Here is a 14667-nt window from a genome sequence, read left to right as displayed (position 1 = left end):
TATTATAAAAGATGCAATAATACAACAATAATTCTAGAAAGAAAATTCTTTTTGATAATCTTTTTATCCATTCGGTATTGCGGATGGCAGCCTTGGAACCAGCCCTTGCCCCTCGACTTCCAGTAAAATCGCTTGATTGTTGCCAAATTTCACTAAACGCTTGGCCAATGGCGTGCGAGCCGCTATAATGCCGTCCGTCGGGTCGTTAGCTCAGCTGGTAGAGCAGCGGACTTTTAATCCGTTGGTCGCAGGTTCGAATCCCGCACGGCCTACCAAGAATTTGGTATCAAGCACTTGACCGCAACGCCAACCTCCGGGTTGGCGTTGTCGTTTCCAGCCTCCCATGCCCCAAACCCTCCTCGCCCCCGCCCACCACGAGCTGCTCATCAAGAAGAGCCGCTTCATCGCCTGCGTGCAACCGATGCCGGACCGCGCCGGCGCGCAGCAGGTGGTTGCGGGCCTGCGCGCCCGGCATCCGGGTGCCGCGCATGTGTGCTGGGCGCTGCTGGCCGGCGGCCACTCGGCCGCGGTCGACGACGGTGAGCCGAGCGGCACCGCCGGGCGGCCGATGCTGGACGTGCTGCGCCACCAGGACCTGGACGGCGTGCTGGCCACCGTGGTGCGCTACTTCGGCGGCGTCAAGCTGGGCGCGGGCGGACTGGTGCGCGCCTACACCGACAGCGTAGCGCAGGCGCTGCTGGCCGCGCACAAGGTCGCCATCGTGCGCCAGCGGCGGCTGCGCTGCAGCGCGCCCTACCCGCTCGAAGGCTTGCTGCGGCGCGAACTGGACCTGGCCGGTGCGGTGCTGGAACAGGTGGATCACCTGGACGTTGTCGGCTTCGTGTTTTCGCTTCCCGAGGACAGGGCCCCTGCGCTGGTGGCGCGCCTGAACGAGGCCGGCAACGGCCGCATCGCCTGGCGCAACGAGGCGGACGACCCGGACGACGGGCACGGCGGCTGAGCCGGCGCCCCATCATCCGGCGTAATACCCGACATCACGACTCAAAAGCGGACGCAGCCTGCATGAACGGCTATAGTGGCCGACCTTTCCCGCACGCGCGCCCGCGCGTGCCTCCTCACACGAAGAACATCCATGATCAAGAAAAGCCTGGCTCCGCTGGCCCTCGGCGGTTTCGGTATCGGCATGACGGAATTCGTCATGATGGGCATCCTGCCCGACATCGCGCGCGACCTGCACGCCACCATTCCGCAGGCGGGCTACCTGATCTCGGCCTATGCGGTCGGCGTGGTGGTCGGTGCGCCGACGCTGGTCGGCATGCTGGGACACCGTCCGCCGCGCAGCGTGCTGATCTGGTTCATGCTGCTGTTCGCGGTGTTCAATGCGCTGTCGGCGTTCGCGCCGAATTTCCAGACCGTGCTGCTGTGCCGCTTCCTGGCCGGCTTGCCGCACGGCGCCTTCTTCGGCGTCGGCGCCGTGGTGGCGACGCGCCTGGCGGACAAGGGCAAGGAAGCGGCGGCGCTGGCCAGCATGTTTTCCGGGCTGACGCTGGCCAACGTGGTCGGCGTGCCGGCCGGCACCTGGCTCGGTCATAACATGAGCTGGCGCATCGTGTTCCTGATCGTGGCCGCCATCGGCCTGGCCGCCGCCGTCATGCTGCACAAGCTGGTGCCGTGGTTCGCCGGGACGCCGGGCGCCGGCTTGCGCAACGACTTGCGCATCTTCCGCAACCCGAAGCTGTGGCTGGCACTGGGCATCACCTCGATCGGCACCGGCGGCCTGTTCGCCTGGCTGAGCTACATCGCGCCGCTGCTGACCGACGTGTCCGGCTTCCACGCCAACATGATCCCGATGATCATGATCGTGGTCGGCGTCGGCATGACCTTCGGCGTGAACCTGGGCGGCAGGCTGGCCGACCGGGTGGCGCCGCTGCGCGCCATCATCATCCTGCTGGTCACGATGGCGGTGCTGCTGGGCCTGACCGCCGTGCTGGCGCGTTCGCAGGCGGCGATGGTGGTGCTGGCGTTCGCAGTCGGCGCCAATGCGCTGGCACTGGGGCCGTCGATCCAGATCCTGCTGATCGAAGAGTCGCGCGAAGCCGAGATGCTGGGCTCGTCGCTGGGGCAGTCGGGGTTCAATATCGGCAATGCCACCGGGGCGTTCCTGGGCGGGATTCCGCTGACGCTGGGGTTTTCGTACACCTCGCCGCAGTGGGTGGCGGTGGGATTGGCGCTGTGCGGGCTGGGGTTGGCGCTGGCGATGGTGGCGCATGGGCGCCGCAGCGATGCAGGTGTGCTGGCTTGATAGGATCTTGCCGTGTCAGCTTGGGTCCCCACCTGCGCGGGGACGACGGTTTCTCTGCTATCGGTAATTACTTCACGCAGCAATGAACATCACTAGGGACAGTACAGGCATGCGTGCACAAGAATCGATTTTCAAACCAGCGTCGCCTGCTCCATCGATTCGCTGATGACGGCGGCTTCCTCGATGATGACCTGCAGCGTGGCTTCGTCCACCAGGTAGTCCAGCACGCTTTCACTGTGTTCCGGCAGCGGCGCCGGGGCCGTGCCCAGGGGCGACGGCACGGTGGCGTACATGTTGGCCATCAGCAGCGTGTCGAGCAGCGAGGCCGGCGGCATCTGCAGCCAGCCGCCGCGCAGCTGGAACACGACGTCGGCCACCGGCTCGGGCAGCGCCAGCTTGCGCGCCACCTCGCGCGTGACCACGTCTTCGCACAGTTCCGCCCATTTTTCCGGGTCTTCGTCGAGCAGGCCGGGAAAGCCGTCGGCGCGCGACAACAGGTAGAAGCCGCCGACCTCGTGCACGATGCCGGCGAACAACGCGGTGTCCGGGTTGACGAAGGTGACGCGGCGCGCGAACACGCTGGCCAGGGCGGCCACCTGCACCGTGTGCTCCCACAATTGTTCGCACTTGGCGCGCAGATTGGGATCGGCGATGCGGCTGCCGAACTGGCGCACGATCAGGCTCGTCACCAGCATCTGCAGGTTGCGGTAGCCGACGCGGGTGACGGCGGCGCGCACGTTGGTAATCGGGTGGCCGCCGGGATTGAAGGCGGACGTGTTGGCCAGCGCCACGGTGCGCGCCGCCAGCTGCGGTTCGCCCAGCACCAGGCGGATCGCTTCCTCCAGGTGGCAATCCGGATCGTTCAGCGCCTGCTGCAGGCGCAGCACGGCGTTCACGCTGGTCGGGAAGGAAATCTCACCGCGCGCCGCCTGGGCGGCGATGGTTCCGAAGGTTTCGAGTTTGTTCACGGCGGCGATTATACCGCGTCGTTCGTATCCTCAGAGCAATTCCGATCAGGCTTTTGCAACCTGTGGTAGATCAGCAATAAAAACCTGGGACGCCGGGTGGGCACCACGCACTCGGCCGTTTCCAGCCAGGCGCGCGGTGCCGTCACGACCAGTTACTTGACCTGGATCGCGTTCTTGACGTTGGCGACGCCGTCGACGCCCTGGGCCACCTTCAGCGCACGCTCCGCCTCGTCCTTGCTGTTGACGAAGCCGCTCAGCATCACGACGCCCTTCTCGGTCTCGACATGGATGCCCAGCGATTCCAGCTTCGGCTCCTTGAGCAGGCCGGCCTTGACCTTGGTGGTCAGCGCGGTGTCGGTGGCCGCCACGCGCGCCTTGGCGGCAACGGGGCCGGCGGCAGCCTGGCGGGTGGCGTCGCCGGCGCGGTCCACCGTGGTTTCGGTTTTCTGGGCAACGGTCGACGCCACCTGCCTGGTCTTTTCGACGGCGGTCTGCGCCACCTCTTTCGTCTTGTCGACAGCCGTCGCCGCCGCGGCCCTGGTCTTGTCGGCGGCGTTGCCGGCGGCGGCCTCGGTACGGTCGGCCACGGCGGCGGCGTTCTCGCGCAGCGGCGACGGTTTGGTGTCGATCAGGCAGCCGGTCTTGGCGTCGGTGCCGGCCTGCGCGCACTTGTCGACCGCGGCGGCCTTGGCCGGATCGCGCGTGTCGGTGCCGCTCACCAGGCCGCCGGATGCGGTGGCGCCGGCGCCGCTGGCGCCGCTGGCAGCGGCAGTGCGGTCGGCCTTGGCGTCGGCCACCGCGGCGGCGCGCACCGACTTGGCGTTGTTCATGCAGGCGTCCTTGTCGGCGCCGCTCTTGTCGTCGCAGCGCTCCTTGGCCAGCGCATATTCGTCGTCGGCCAGCATGGTGCGCGCGCGTTCGCGGCGCGCCGGCGTGTTGATGTACTTGGCCAGGGCGTTCGACTCGGCGCGGGTGCGCACGACCTTGGCTTCGGCCATGCAGATCTCGTTGTCGTTGCCCTTGAGCGCATCGCATTTCGCGACGGCTTGCTGGTAGTCGGCGGTCGACTTCTGGGTCGCCTCGCGGTAGGCGGTGGCGTCGTGGTTCAGGGCCGCGGTAGGCGCTGCGAAGCTGGCGCCCGCAGCAGTTGCCAGGAGGGTCGCAATCAGCGTTTTCATGGTCGATGCCCTTGTATCGGTTATTGTGATACTGGCATTAAACGCCGGACCCTGGCGCAGCTCTGTGCGTCACCGTACACTTGCCCGAAAAACCATTTCGATGCCTGGCGCAACGCAAGCGCTTGCTGCGCACTGGCGCATCAAAAGACCCTCGCGCCATAGCGGCATGGCATCGTCGAACGGCTGCGCGGCGGCGCCGAAGCGGCTGCCGTCGCGCGCCAGGCGCACCCAGGCGCGGGTATCGTGGCCGTTGCGCGCCGGCGGCTGGTCGTGGCGCAGCCGTTCCAGCCAGGCGTGCACGCGCGCATAGTCGCCGGGGTGGCTGCGCCGGGTCCAGGCCAGCGCCACCAGGTCGGCATAGCCTTCTTCGCGGCGCGTCTGGCGCAGCGCCCTGGCGGCCGCCAGCAGCGCGGGGTCGATCGCGCCTCCGTCGCCCGCTTCGTCGCCGGCCTCGACGAAGCCGGCCGGCAGCGCATGCCAGGCGCCCTGGGCATAGCGCCAGCAATGGCCGAGCTCGTGCGCCGCCATCGCTTCGATGAGTTCACCCTGCCGTTCCGGCGCCACGCCGGTCAGTTGCGCTTCGGCGCCGGGATTGCCGCGCAACGACAGCACCAGCTTGCAGCGCCGTGCGGCGAAACCCATCGCCATCGGCACGTCGTTCGGGCCGGCCTGCGGCTGCACCACGATGTCGATCGGCAGCGCCAGGCTGTGCGCGTAGGCCAGCACCGGGTAGGCTGCGTCCAGCCAGCGTCGTTCGAGCGGGGTGAGGTCGGCGGCGCTTGCCGCCGGGGTGGCTGCCGTAGCGGCTGCGTGGAACAGCGCGGCGAACAGGAATTTGTGCATCGACGGGGTCCCCGGCCATCGTTGAAATGCCTATTGGCAATTCTAGATCGCGTCGGACCCCATCCGCACCGCACCAGGCAGGAAACATTTCCTGCGTGTGCAAAAGATCAAAGCTGCCGATACCGCGATGCGACAGCTTGCGCGGCTAGCGCAGCGCTAGCGCCGCCGGCCGCCGCGCGGCCGCGCCCGCCCCGTCCAGCTTGAAGATACTGACCAGGTGCGTCAGGCTGCCGGCTTCGTGCTGCAGCGCCGCGGCGGCCGAGCCGGCCTGCTCCACCAGGGCCGCATCCTGGCGCGTGGCCTCGTCCATCTGGCCGATGGCGCGGTTGACCTGTTCGATGCCGGCGCTCTGCTCCTGGCTGGCGTGGCTGATCTCGGCCATGATGTCGGTCACGCGGCGCACGCTGGTGACGATCTCTTCCATCGTGCTGCCGGCCTGGTCGACCAGGCGGGCGCCGTCGTCGACCTTGGCCACCGAGTCGCCGATCAGCGCCTTGATTTCCCGCGCCGCCGCCGCCGAGCGCTGGGCCAGGTTGCGCACTTCGCCCGCCACCACCGCGAAGCCGCGGCCCTGTTCGCCGGCGCGCGCCGCCTCCACTGCGGCATTCAGCGCCAGGATGTTGGTCTGGAAGGCGATGCCGTCGATCGTGCCGATGATCTCGGCGATCTGCTTGGACGAATCGTTGATCGAGGCCATGGTCTGCACCACCTGCGCCACCACCGCGCCGCCGCGCTGGGCCACGTTCGAGGCCGATTCGGCCAGCGTGTTGGCCTGGCGCGCATTGTCGGCGTTCTGGCGCACGGTGCCGGTCAGCTGCTCCATCGACGACGCGGTCTGCTCCAGGGTATCGGCCTGGCGTTCGCTGCGCGCGGACAGGTTGCCGCTGCCTTCGGCGATCTCGGTCGAGGCGTTGGCGATGGTGAGCGTGCCGGCGCGCACCTGGCTGACGATGTTGACCAGGCTGTCGCGCATGCCCTTCATGGCGAACAGCAGGCTGGATTCGTCGCCGGCGTGGGTGGCGATCGGCACCGACAGGTCGCCGGCGGCGATGGCGCCGGCGATGCGTGCGGCGTAGTCCGGCTGGCCGCCGAGCTGGCGCAGCAGGCCGCGGCTGATGGTCCAGGCGGCGGCGATGCCGGCGCCGACTGCCAACGCCAGCAGCACCAGCATCCAGGCGAAGAAGCTGCCGGTCAACGCGCGCGCATCGTGGGCGCCTTCGTTGTTGAGTTTTTCCTCGAGGTCGATCAGCGCGTTGACGCTGGCCAGCCAGGCGACGAAGGCCGGCGCGGCCTGCTTGTCGAGCAGCGCGGCGGCCTCCGGAATCTTGTCGGCCTGGCGCAGCGCGATCACCTGGGCGATCAGCGGCTGGGTGCGCGCCTCGACTTCCTTGATCTTGACGAGGGCCTGCTTTTCCTCGGGCAGGATGTCGGCGCGCCCGGTTAACAGCGCATCCAGCGGCGCCGCCGATTTCTGGTAGTTCTGGTCGAGCGTGCGGATCAGGTCGATATGCGGCCGGGCGGCCTCGACGCTGGTGGACAGCACCACGTCGCGCACCGCGATCGCGCGGTCGTGCACGCTGCCACGGAAGTTGATCGCGTAGCGTTGCTTGACGCTATTGACATCGTTGATGTGGGTCAGGATCTCGTCGATGCGGCCGACGCGGTGGATGGCGAGGCCGGCCAGCACGGCCATGCATGCGAGGACGCAGCCGAAACCGAGTGCAAGCCGGCGGCCAATGGAAAGTCCAGTGGTGGTCATTGTGTAGTCGATGAAGTGGGATCCGGAGTCGGCGATCCGGGCGCATTTACCCACTTGATTTCCAAGGGGCAACTTCAACGACTATAGCATAAGCCAACACTGCATGTTTTACGGCAACACGGTTGGTGTTGCCGTATCACATCACCTCAAGGTCCACTTGCGTGGCGCCACCCTGGCGGCAGTCACGAATGTCGGGCGGATATCGTTCGGCACCGCCTTCATCTTGTCGAGCGCCTTCTGCACGTCGGGGCGAATCACCACGTAGCGCTGCATCAGCGCCTGGGCGCGCGCATAGTCGCCGGTGGCCTCGATGGTCAGGAACTCGCGGTCGAGGTCGGCCACGGCACCCTTGATCTTGCCGTAGTCGACCGAGAAGGTGCCGTCGCCGTGCGACACGAAGCCGCCCTTGTCGAGCAGGTAGTTCACCTGGATCGCCATGCCGCGCGCGTGCGAATCGGTCAGGCCGAAGTGCAGCGTGCGGAAGGCCGAGGCCAGGAATGTCACGTACAGCTTGCGCTCGGCGGCGGCGCCCTGCCCCAGCGAATTCTTGAGTTGTCCTTTGTCCATCATGTAGGCCAGCGCCCACAACCCGGTGACATCGGCCTTGGCTTCCTCGATGGTCGAATAGGCATCCTTCAAATCCTGGCGCGGGGTCGACGGCTTGCCGTCCTTGCCGGTGGTGGCGTGCGGGCCGAGGCCGTGCATGATCTCGTGGGCCAGGATGTGGGTGAAGAAAGCGTCGAAGTCGAGCTCCTTTTGCTCGTCCGCGCGCAGTACCAGCTTCGAGATCGGGCTCAAGGTGGCCTCGAACTTGGCTTCCTGGACGTTCTTGAGCATCACGCGCTTGGAACCGCGCTGGCGGATGATGCGCTCGTCGTTGGGCAGGTTGTAGGCCGCGGTCTGCACGCCCATGTTGCCGTCGCCGGCGCCGTACACCTGGTTGACCACCACCATCGGCGCGATCGCGCCCACCTTCGGATTGCGGTATTTCGCCTCCAGCGGCAGGTTGTTTTCCAGCTCCTGCAGGTGCTGGCCGAAGAAGTCCAGCTTGGCGGTTTCCTTCTGGTCGCGCACGTTCACGTAGGCCTCGAACGCAGCCTTGTAGCCGAACAGCTCGTCGTTGTAGGTCTCGTACGGGCCGATGGTGACGTCGACCGGGGAATCGAGGTCCATCCAGGCGAAGTCGGACGCCAGGTAATCGTTGGAAAGGAAGGCGTCGGCGCGCAGGTTCAGGAATTTCTTGAGCGAGGCGTTGCCGGTGGCGGCGGCGGCTTCCTTCAGCAGCTTCGACAGTTGCTGCAGTTCGGTACGGTACTCGTCGGCATACTTGACGATCTTGAACTGGGCGGCGCCCTTGCCGCCCTTATTGTCACGGATCGTCGTGAAGAACCACTGTGCCTGTTCCTTGTCCCTGGCCGGCAGCGCATTCATCCAGGTTTCCAGCGCCTGCTTGCTCGCGCCTTCCGGGTAGAAATCGGCGCCCGCCGGCTTCTCGGCCGGGATGCGGATGCCGGCATATTCGGCCGGCATGAACGAGCGGTTGCCGTCGAGGATCGACCATGGCCCCTTGTTCAGCCAGAAGTACTCGCGCCGCGCCTTGCCCAGCGGCGTGGTGTCCTTCAGCAGCGCCGTCCACAGCGCCGGGTTGCCGGACCAGCGCTGGCGCAGCTGCAGCGTGTCGACGATGCGCGCCGCTTCGATCAGCTTGGCGATGGCGACGCGGTCGCCGCTGGAGAGGTTGCTGGTGTCTGCGGTCAGGTCGACCGGCGCGAAGCGTTTGGCCATTGCGTTCAGGGCGTCGACCGAAGGCGGCGCGCCGGCTGCGGTGGATGGCGCGGGTGCCGCTGGCACCTGGGCAAAGGCGGTGGCGGCCGTGCCGACGGCGGCGGCCAGCAGCAGGGGAACGAAGCGCTTCTTCATGGGATGCCTTGGACGGGGGTTACGATCGGGGGATTGTAATCCGGTTCAGGCGGGGGATGCGATATTGCTGGGGAGCCGGGCGGGCAGCTTGGCGAGAGATGCGATATTGCTTGGGGGCCAAGCAGGCAGCTTGGCGCGGGAATCACACCTTGCGCCACCAGCAGCACCGTCGTCCCCGCGCAGGCGGGGACCCATGCTGAGTAACCAACCCCGCCTTTCTCAAGACTGTCGTTTACTTTGATGTATCGACTTATGATACCTAGCATGGGTCCCCGCCTTCGCGGGGACGACGTGCGTCTGTCGGCGGTGAACGGGAAGCTTGATTACCCGCTTGATTGCCGCTTAATTCCCCGCCCTGGCAATCGTCGCTTCCGGCTTGCCCTGCGACCAGCCGCCGCCCAGTGCGCGCGCCACCGACACGGCGGCGACCAGGCGCTGGGTGCGGATCTGGATCGCGGCGCGGTCGGCCGCCAGCGTGCTGCGCTGGGCGTCGGTAACGTCCAGGTAAGTGGACACGCCGCGGTCGTAGCGCGCCTGCGCCACCAGCAGCGCGCGCGCCGCGGCCTGCTGGGCTTGCGCCTGCACGTCGCCCTGCTGCTGGCGCTGGCGCACGTCGGACAGCGCATCCTCGACTTCGCGCAGTGCGGTCAGCAAGCGCACTTCGTGGTTCGCCACCGCCTCGTCGTAGCGGGCGCGCGCCAGATTCAGGTTGGCGCGGTTGCGGCCGGCGTCGAACACCGGCAGCGACAGCGCCAGCGGTCCGAACGAGAACTGGCGCGCGCTGCCCTGCGCCAGGTCGCGCAGGCTTTCCGACGCATAGCCGTAGTTGCCGGTCAGGGACAGCGCCGGATAGAACGCGCCCTCGGCCACGCCGACCTGGGCGTTGAACGATTTCAGGATCGCCACGCTGGAGGCCAGGTCCGGGCGCTGGCCCAGCAGGCTGGCCGGCAGGCCGACCGGGATCGTGGGCGGCAGCGGCAGCGTGGCGGCGATGTTGGCGTTGGCGGCGGTGGTGGCTTCGGCGTTCGCCATGGCGCTGCTGGTGTTGCCGGCGTCGCCGTTGGCGGCCACCGCGCTGCCCTGCGCCGCGGCGGCGCCCGCATCCGCCTGCGCCAGCAGCGGCACGCTCGGCGACGCGCCCACCAGCACCGCCAGCGCGTGCTCCAGCGCGTCGCGCTGGCGCTGCACCTCGTGCAGGTCGGCTTCGGCGTTGGCGCGTTCGATGCGCGTGCGCGAGACGTCCAGCTCGTTCGACAGGCCGGCGTTGAAGCGCGCCTCGATCAGTTCCTGCGATTCGCGCCGGGTGGCCAGCGCGTTGCGCAGGATCGCCATCTCGGCGTCCAGGCCGCGCAGCTGCCAGTAGCCGGACGCCACCTGGCCGGACAGCATCAGCAGCACGCCGTCGCGGTCGTCCTGGGCCGCCAGCGCCTGGGCATCGGAGGCTTCGACCACGCGCCGCACGCGCCCCCACAGGTCCAGCTCATAGGAGAAATTGGCGCCGATCGAATAGTTGTTGCCCTCGATTGCGCGGTGGCCCAGCGCCAGGCCGGTCGAGGTCTCGGCCGAGGTGCGCTGGTTCGATACGCCGGCCGACACGCTCAGCGACGGCAACTGGCCGGCGCGCGTGACGCCCAGTTGCGCCTGCGCCTGCAGCAGGCGCTGGGCGGCGGCGCGCACGTTGGGATTGTCGTGCAGGGCGCGGCGCTCGAGTCCGTCGAGGGTGGCGTCGTTGAACACGGTCCACCAGTCGGCCGGCAGGCGCGCATTGTCCTGCTGCGCGGCCTCGGCGTGGCGGTAGGCCGGCGTGACGGCGGCTTGCGGGGCCGTGAAATTCGGGCCGACGGTGCCGCAGGCGGACAGCAATGCGGCAGTGGCGGCGGCGATGGCGGTGTGGATGGCTGGCTTGAACATCGTATTTTTCATTGGAAGAGTTTCCTGTTCCGTCGTTACCGTGGCCGTGGAAGCTCGGCATGGGGGGAACAGTGCAATGCACTGTTCCCGCCTGCGCGGGGACGACGTATGGTGTGCGTAGGTCGCGTGACTATGTGGCGATCAGTGCCCGCCCCCGCCCGCGCCGCCCGGCGACTTGACCTTGTCGGCGAACCACAGCGGCACGATGGCGCCGATCAGGATCACGCCGACGATCCAGAAGCCGTCGTTGTAGGCCATCACGAACGATTCGCGCCGCACGATGCGGTCGACCGCGGCGATCGCCTGGTTGGCCGCGGTGGCCGGGTCGATGCCGTTGCCGATGAAGGCTTGCGTCAAGGCGTCCAGGCGGCTTTGCGTGGCGGACGCCGCCAGCGACACCGATTCGCCCAGGCGCGCCGAATGGAAGTGCTCGCGGTTGGTCAGCGAGGTCGCCAGCAGCGCGATGCCGACCGAGCCGCCCAGGTTGCGCGTCATGTTGAACAGGCTGGAGGCCGACGGCATGTCCTTCGGCTGCACGCCGTTCATGGCGAAGTTCGACAGCGTCAGCATCACGAACGGCTGGCCGATGGCGCGGATCACCTGCGACACCATCAGCTGGTCGTAGCCGGTGCTGGCGTCCATGTAGGCGTTCATCAGGCACGAGCCGCCGAACAGCAGCAGGCCGAACATGCACAGCAGGCGGTTGTCGACGCGCTGCGACAGCGGCGCCACGAACGGCATCACGAACAGCTGCGGCAGGCCCATCCAGGCGATCACCTCGCCGATCTGCATCGGCGAATAACCGGCGATCTGGCCCAGGAACAGGGGCAGCAGGTACGACGAGCCGTACAGGCCCATGCCGATCACCGCCGACAGCATGGTCGCCACCAGGAAGTTGCGTTGCCCGTACAGGCGCAGGTTGACGAACGGGTTCTGGCGCCAGAAGCCGATCACGATCCAGCCCAGGATGCCGACCAGCGCCAGCGAAGCGAAGGTGATGATGAAGCTGGAATCGAACCAGTCCTTCGAGTTGCCCTCTTCCAGGAAGATGGTCAGGCTGGCCAGTCCCACCGCCATGAAGGCGATGCCGAGCCAGTCGGCCTTGAGCAGTTCGCGCACGTTCATCGGCTCGCGGTCGATGCCCCAGTACATGCCGGCGATCAGCAGCACGCCCGGCACCCAGTTGATGTAGAAGATCGACGGCCAGCCGTACAGCTCGGTGAGGTAGCCTCCCAGGGTCGGGCCCATCGCCGGCGCCAGCGTGGCGGTGAGGCCGAACATGGCCATGCCGACCGCGCGCTTGGCCGGGGGCAGGCGCGTCATCACCAGCGTCATCGCCATCGGGATCAGGGCGCCGCCGGTGAAACCCTGCAGCATGCGGAAGGCGATCATGCTCTGCAGGTTCCAGGCGGCGCCGCACAGGGTCGAGAACACCAGGAACAGCGCGGTGGTGCCCATCAGGTAGCGGCGCTGGCCGAAGGCGCGCACGAACAGCGCGGTCATCGGGATCACCACGATCTCGGCGCACAGGTAGGCGGTCGAGATCCAGGAACCCTCTTCCTGGGTGGCCGACAGGCTGCCCAGGATGTCGCGCAGCGAGGAGTTGGTGATCTGGATGTCGAGCACCGCCATGAAGGCGCCCAGCATGCCGGCCATCACCGCGATCCAGGTGCGGGCGTCGATGCGCGCGCCGTTGGCCGGGGCGCCCGGCGGGCCGTGCTGGACCGCCGGCTTGGTGGAACTGCTCATGCTCGGTCCTTAGCGGGCGGCGGCGGCAGTAGTGGCCGCGGTCGTCGTGGTGGTGGTGGTGGTCGTGGTGGTGCCGGCCGCGGTGCGGGCCGGCTGCGCCTGCCGCGGCTTGTCCTGGCGCAGGTCGATCTCGACCACGGTCGACATGCCCGGCACCAGGCGGCCCGAATACTTCTGCAGGTCTTCCGGACGGAAGGTGATCTTGACCGGCACGCGCTGGACGATCTTGGTGAAGTTGCCGGTGGCGTTATCCGCCGGCAGCAGCGCGAACTGGTTGCCCGAGGCCGGCGCGAAGCTGTCCACGCGGCCGACCAGCTCGTGGTCCGGCAGCGCGTCGACCTCGATCTTGACCGCCTGGCCCGGCGTCAAGCCCGGCAATTGCGTTTCCTTGAAGTTGGCGGTGATCCAGACGTCGTCCTGCACGATGGCAGCCAGCTGCTGGCCCGGCTGGATGCGCGCGCCGACTTCCACGCTGCGCTTGCCGATGCGGCCGGCGACCGGCGCCACGATGCGGTTGTAGCCGAACTGCTGCTGGGCATCCTTGAGCTGCGCCTGCAGCACCTGCACCTGCGCCTTGAGCACGTCGCGCGCCGAGGTGGCGGCGGCGATCTGCGCCTTGGCGGCGCTGGCGTTGTCGCGCCGCGCGGTGACGTCGGCGGTGGCGCCGGCGCGCGCGGCGGTGGCGGCATCCACTTCGGCCTTCGAGACCGCCTTCATCTGGGTGTTGTACAGCTGGCCGAAGCGCTCGGCGTCCTGGCGCGCGCGCACCAGGTTGGCCTGCGCCTGCACCACCTGGGCGCCGGCGGCGGACGCTTGCGCCCTGGCCTGCTCGATGGCGGCGTCGCCCTGCACGATCTGCTGCTGCACGCTGGTGATCTGCGCCTTGATCTGCTCGACCTTGACGCCCTGGTCGGCCGGGTCCAGCTCGGCCAGCACCTGGCCGGCCTGCACCATCTGGTTGTCGTCGAACAGCACCTTGGTGACCACGCCCGGGATGCGCGCCGACACCGGGTGCACGTGCCCGCTGACGTAGGCGTTCTCGGTATCGACGAAGTTATGGCTGCGGTACCACATGCGGCCGCCGGCGCCCAGCGCAGCGACGGCGATCAGGCCGACCACGATCAGCACGCGCTTCGGCGGTCCCTTGCTCCCGTTGGCGGGGGCAGGTGCGGCGCCCGCGGGCGCTCCCACGCCGGGCGCGCCTGCTTGCGGTGCAGGCGACGGTTTCTGCGCGACCGGGGTTTGCGAATCTGACATGAAGCGGCTCCGAAGAAAGGAAAATGAAATGAACTCATTCCATTATTCGCCAAAGCCTGTGCGAAGTCAAGAAATGAAACGGTTGCATTTCATTTTGAAGTGCACTAGAGTGTGGCCATGGAAAAATCAATGCAAGACGCCGCCGACTGCCCCGGCGGCAAGGCGGCCGGGCGCCCCAAGGCCTGCGAAGTCGAGGCGCGCATGCATGAACTGCTGCACACCGCCGGCATGCTGTTCCTGAAGAACGGCTACACCAAGACCAGCCTGGAATCGATCGCACGCGCCGCCCACGTCGCGGTGCGCACCATCTACGTGAAGTTCGGCGGCAAGACCGGCCTGCTGCACGCGGTGCTGGCCGCCAAGCGCGACCGCTTTTTCGGCGGCCAGCAGATGGATGCCGATACCCGTCCCCTGAAGGAGGTCGTGGACGAGTTCGCGCACCGGATGCACGACCTGCTGGTGTCGCAGGAAGTGATCGACATGCAGCGCGTCGTGCTGTCCGAGGCGCCGTCGAATCCGGAACTGGCGGAAGCGTTCTGGAACGGCGGCCCGCGCCAGACGCGCGAGATGCTGCTGCGCTTCTTCAGCCGTCCCGACATCCGCGCCCAACTGCGCCCGGACGTGCCGGTCGATTTGCTGCCGGGCTACCTGATGACCTGCATCGCCGGCGAGCAAATGATGAGCTTCATGCGTCCGCAAGAGGCCATACCTGCGGAGACGGCGCGGCGCGAACTGGAACGGCGGCTCGATCTGTTCTACCGGAGTGTGTTACCGTGTTGAAACGGTTCATGCCCGAACTGTTTCTTTATGTACGGTATC

The 14667-nt window shown here is 67.5% G+C and carries 11 protein-coding genes and 1 tRNA gene; 4 read left to right on the top strand and 8 right to left on the bottom strand.

Going from position 1 to position 14667, the window contains the following annotated elements; genetic code table 11:
• Positions 1 to 199: 199 nt before the first annotated feature.
• From HH212_RS13000 to HH212_RS12990, 3 genes are all read left to right on the top strand, one after another.
• Positions 200 to 275: transfer RNA gene (locus HH212_RS13000), tRNA-Lys, on the top strand.
• Positions 276 to 343: 68 nt separating this feature from the next.
• Complete coding sequence (locus HH212_RS12995; RefSeq protein ID WP_170202857.1) at positions 344 to 961, top strand: IMPACT family protein; 618 nt, start codon at positions 344 to 346, stop codon at positions 959 to 961.
• Between the two features lie 132 nt (positions 962 to 1093).
• On the top strand, positions 1094 to 2263 hold the full coding sequence (locus HH212_RS12990) for an MFS transporter (protein WP_170202856.1): 1170 nt from the start codon (positions 1094 to 1096) through the stop codon (positions 2261 to 2263).
• A 131-nt stretch (positions 2264 to 2394) separates the two neighbouring features.
• On the opposite strand, the gene HH212_RS12985 is transcribed toward HH212_RS12990, so the two are convergent.
• From HH212_RS12985 to HH212_RS12950, 8 genes are all read right to left on the bottom strand, one after another.
• Complete coding sequence (locus HH212_RS12985; protein ID WP_170202855.1) at positions 2395 to 3231, bottom strand: HDOD domain-containing protein; 837 nt, start codon at positions 3229 to 3231, stop codon at positions 2395 to 2397.
• A 152-nt stretch (positions 3232 to 3383) separates the two neighbouring features.
• Positions 3384 to 4409 (bottom strand): BON domain-containing protein, encoded by a 1026-nt coding sequence (locus HH212_RS27720; protein WP_170202854.1) that lies wholly within the window; start codon positions 4407 to 4409, stop codon positions 3384 to 3386.
• A 69-nt stretch (positions 4410 to 4478) separates the two neighbouring features.
• Positions 4479 to 5252, bottom strand: a complete 774-nt coding sequence (locus tag HH212_RS12975) for a hypothetical protein (RefSeq protein ID WP_229217701.1) — start codon at positions 5250 to 5252, stop codon at positions 4479 to 4481.
• Positions 5253 to 5397: 145 nt separating this feature from the next.
• Positions 5398 to 7011, bottom strand: a complete 1614-nt coding sequence (locus HH212_RS27715; protein WP_170202853.1) for a methyl-accepting chemotaxis protein — start codon at positions 7009 to 7011, stop codon at positions 5398 to 5400.
• Positions 7012 to 7152: 141 nt separating this feature from the next.
• Entirely contained in the window at positions 7153 to 8931 is a 1779-nt protein-coding gene (locus HH212_RS12965; RefSeq protein WP_170202852.1) for a DUF8614 domain-containing protein, read from the bottom strand.
• Between the two features lie 342 nt (positions 8932 to 9273).
• Positions 9274 to 10842 (bottom strand): TolC family protein, encoded by a 1569-nt coding sequence (locus HH212_RS12960; RefSeq protein ID WP_170205420.1) that lies wholly within the window; start codon positions 10840 to 10842, stop codon positions 9274 to 9276.
• A 141-nt stretch (positions 10843 to 10983) separates the two neighbouring features.
• Positions 10984 to 12591, bottom strand: coding sequence for a DHA2 family efflux MFS transporter permease subunit (locus tag HH212_RS12955; RefSeq protein ID WP_170202851.1), 1608 nt, complete (start codon positions 12589 to 12591; stop codon positions 10984 to 10986).
• 9 nt (positions 12592 to 12600) lie between these two features.
• Positions 12601 to 13848: an HlyD family secretion protein gene (locus HH212_RS12950; protein WP_170202850.1), complete on the bottom strand. Its 1248-nt coding sequence runs from the start codon at positions 13846 to 13848 to the stop codon at positions 12601 to 12603.
• A gap of 129 nt (positions 13849 to 13977) precedes the next feature.
• Here HH212_RS12950 and HH212_RS12945 point away from each other — a divergent pair, with 129 nt between their 5' ends.
• Positions 13978 to 14628, top strand: a complete 651-nt coding sequence (locus tag HH212_RS12945) for a TetR/AcrR family transcriptional regulator (RefSeq protein WP_170202849.1) — start codon at positions 13978 to 13980, stop codon at positions 14626 to 14628.
• The last annotated feature ends 39 nt before the right edge of the window (positions 14629 to 14667 follow it).

It is taken from the genome of Massilia forsythiae (assembly GCF_012849555.1).
In the GTDB taxonomy this organism is placed as follows: domain Bacteria; phylum Pseudomonadota; class Gammaproteobacteria; order Burkholderiales; family Burkholderiaceae_D; genus Telluria; species Telluria forsythiae.
Note: the sequence above shows the minus strand (reverse complement) of the source record. Positions and strands in the feature narration are given on the sequence as shown.

Bases quoted from the DNA above. Each gene is read 5' to 3' on its own strand.
- HH212_RS12955 (WP_170202851.1), bottom strand. From the start codon at position 12,591: ATGAGCAGTTCCACCAAGCCGGCGGTCCAGCACGGCCCGCCGGGCGCC.
- HH212_RS12950 (WP_170202850.1), bottom strand. From the start codon at position 13,848: ATGTCAGATTCGCAAACCCCGGTCGCGCAGAAACCGTCGCCTGCACCG.
- HH212_RS12995 (WP_170202857.1), top strand. From the start codon at position 344: ATGCCCCAAACCCTCCTCGCCCCCGCCCACCACGAGCTGCTCATCAAG.
- HH212_RS12960 (WP_170205420.1), bottom strand. From the start codon at position 10,842: ATGTTCAAGCCAGCCATCCACACCGCCATCGCCGCCGCCACTGCCGCA.
- HH212_RS12945 (WP_170202849.1), top strand. From the start codon at position 13,978: ATGCAAGACGCCGCCGACTGCCCCGGCGGCAAGGCGGCCGGGCGCCCC.
- HH212_RS12990 (WP_170202856.1), top strand. From the start codon at position 1,094: ATGATCAAGAAAAGCCTGGCTCCGCTGGCCCTCGGCGGTTTCGGTATC.
- HH212_RS12975 (WP_229217701.1), bottom strand. From the start codon at position 5,252: ATGCACAAATTCCTGTTCGCCGCGCTGTTCCACGCAGCCGCTACGGCA.
- HH212_RS27720 (WP_170202854.1), bottom strand. From the start codon at position 4,409: ATGAAAACGCTGATTGCGACCCTCCTGGCAACTGCTGCGGGCGCCAGC.
- HH212_RS27715 (WP_170202853.1), bottom strand. From the start codon at position 7,011: ATGACCACCACTGGACTTTCCATTGGCCGCCGGCTTGCACTCGGTTTC.
- HH212_RS12965 (WP_170202852.1), bottom strand. From the start codon at position 8,931: ATGAAGAAGCGCTTCGTTCCCCTGCTGCTGGCCGCCGCCGTCGGCACG.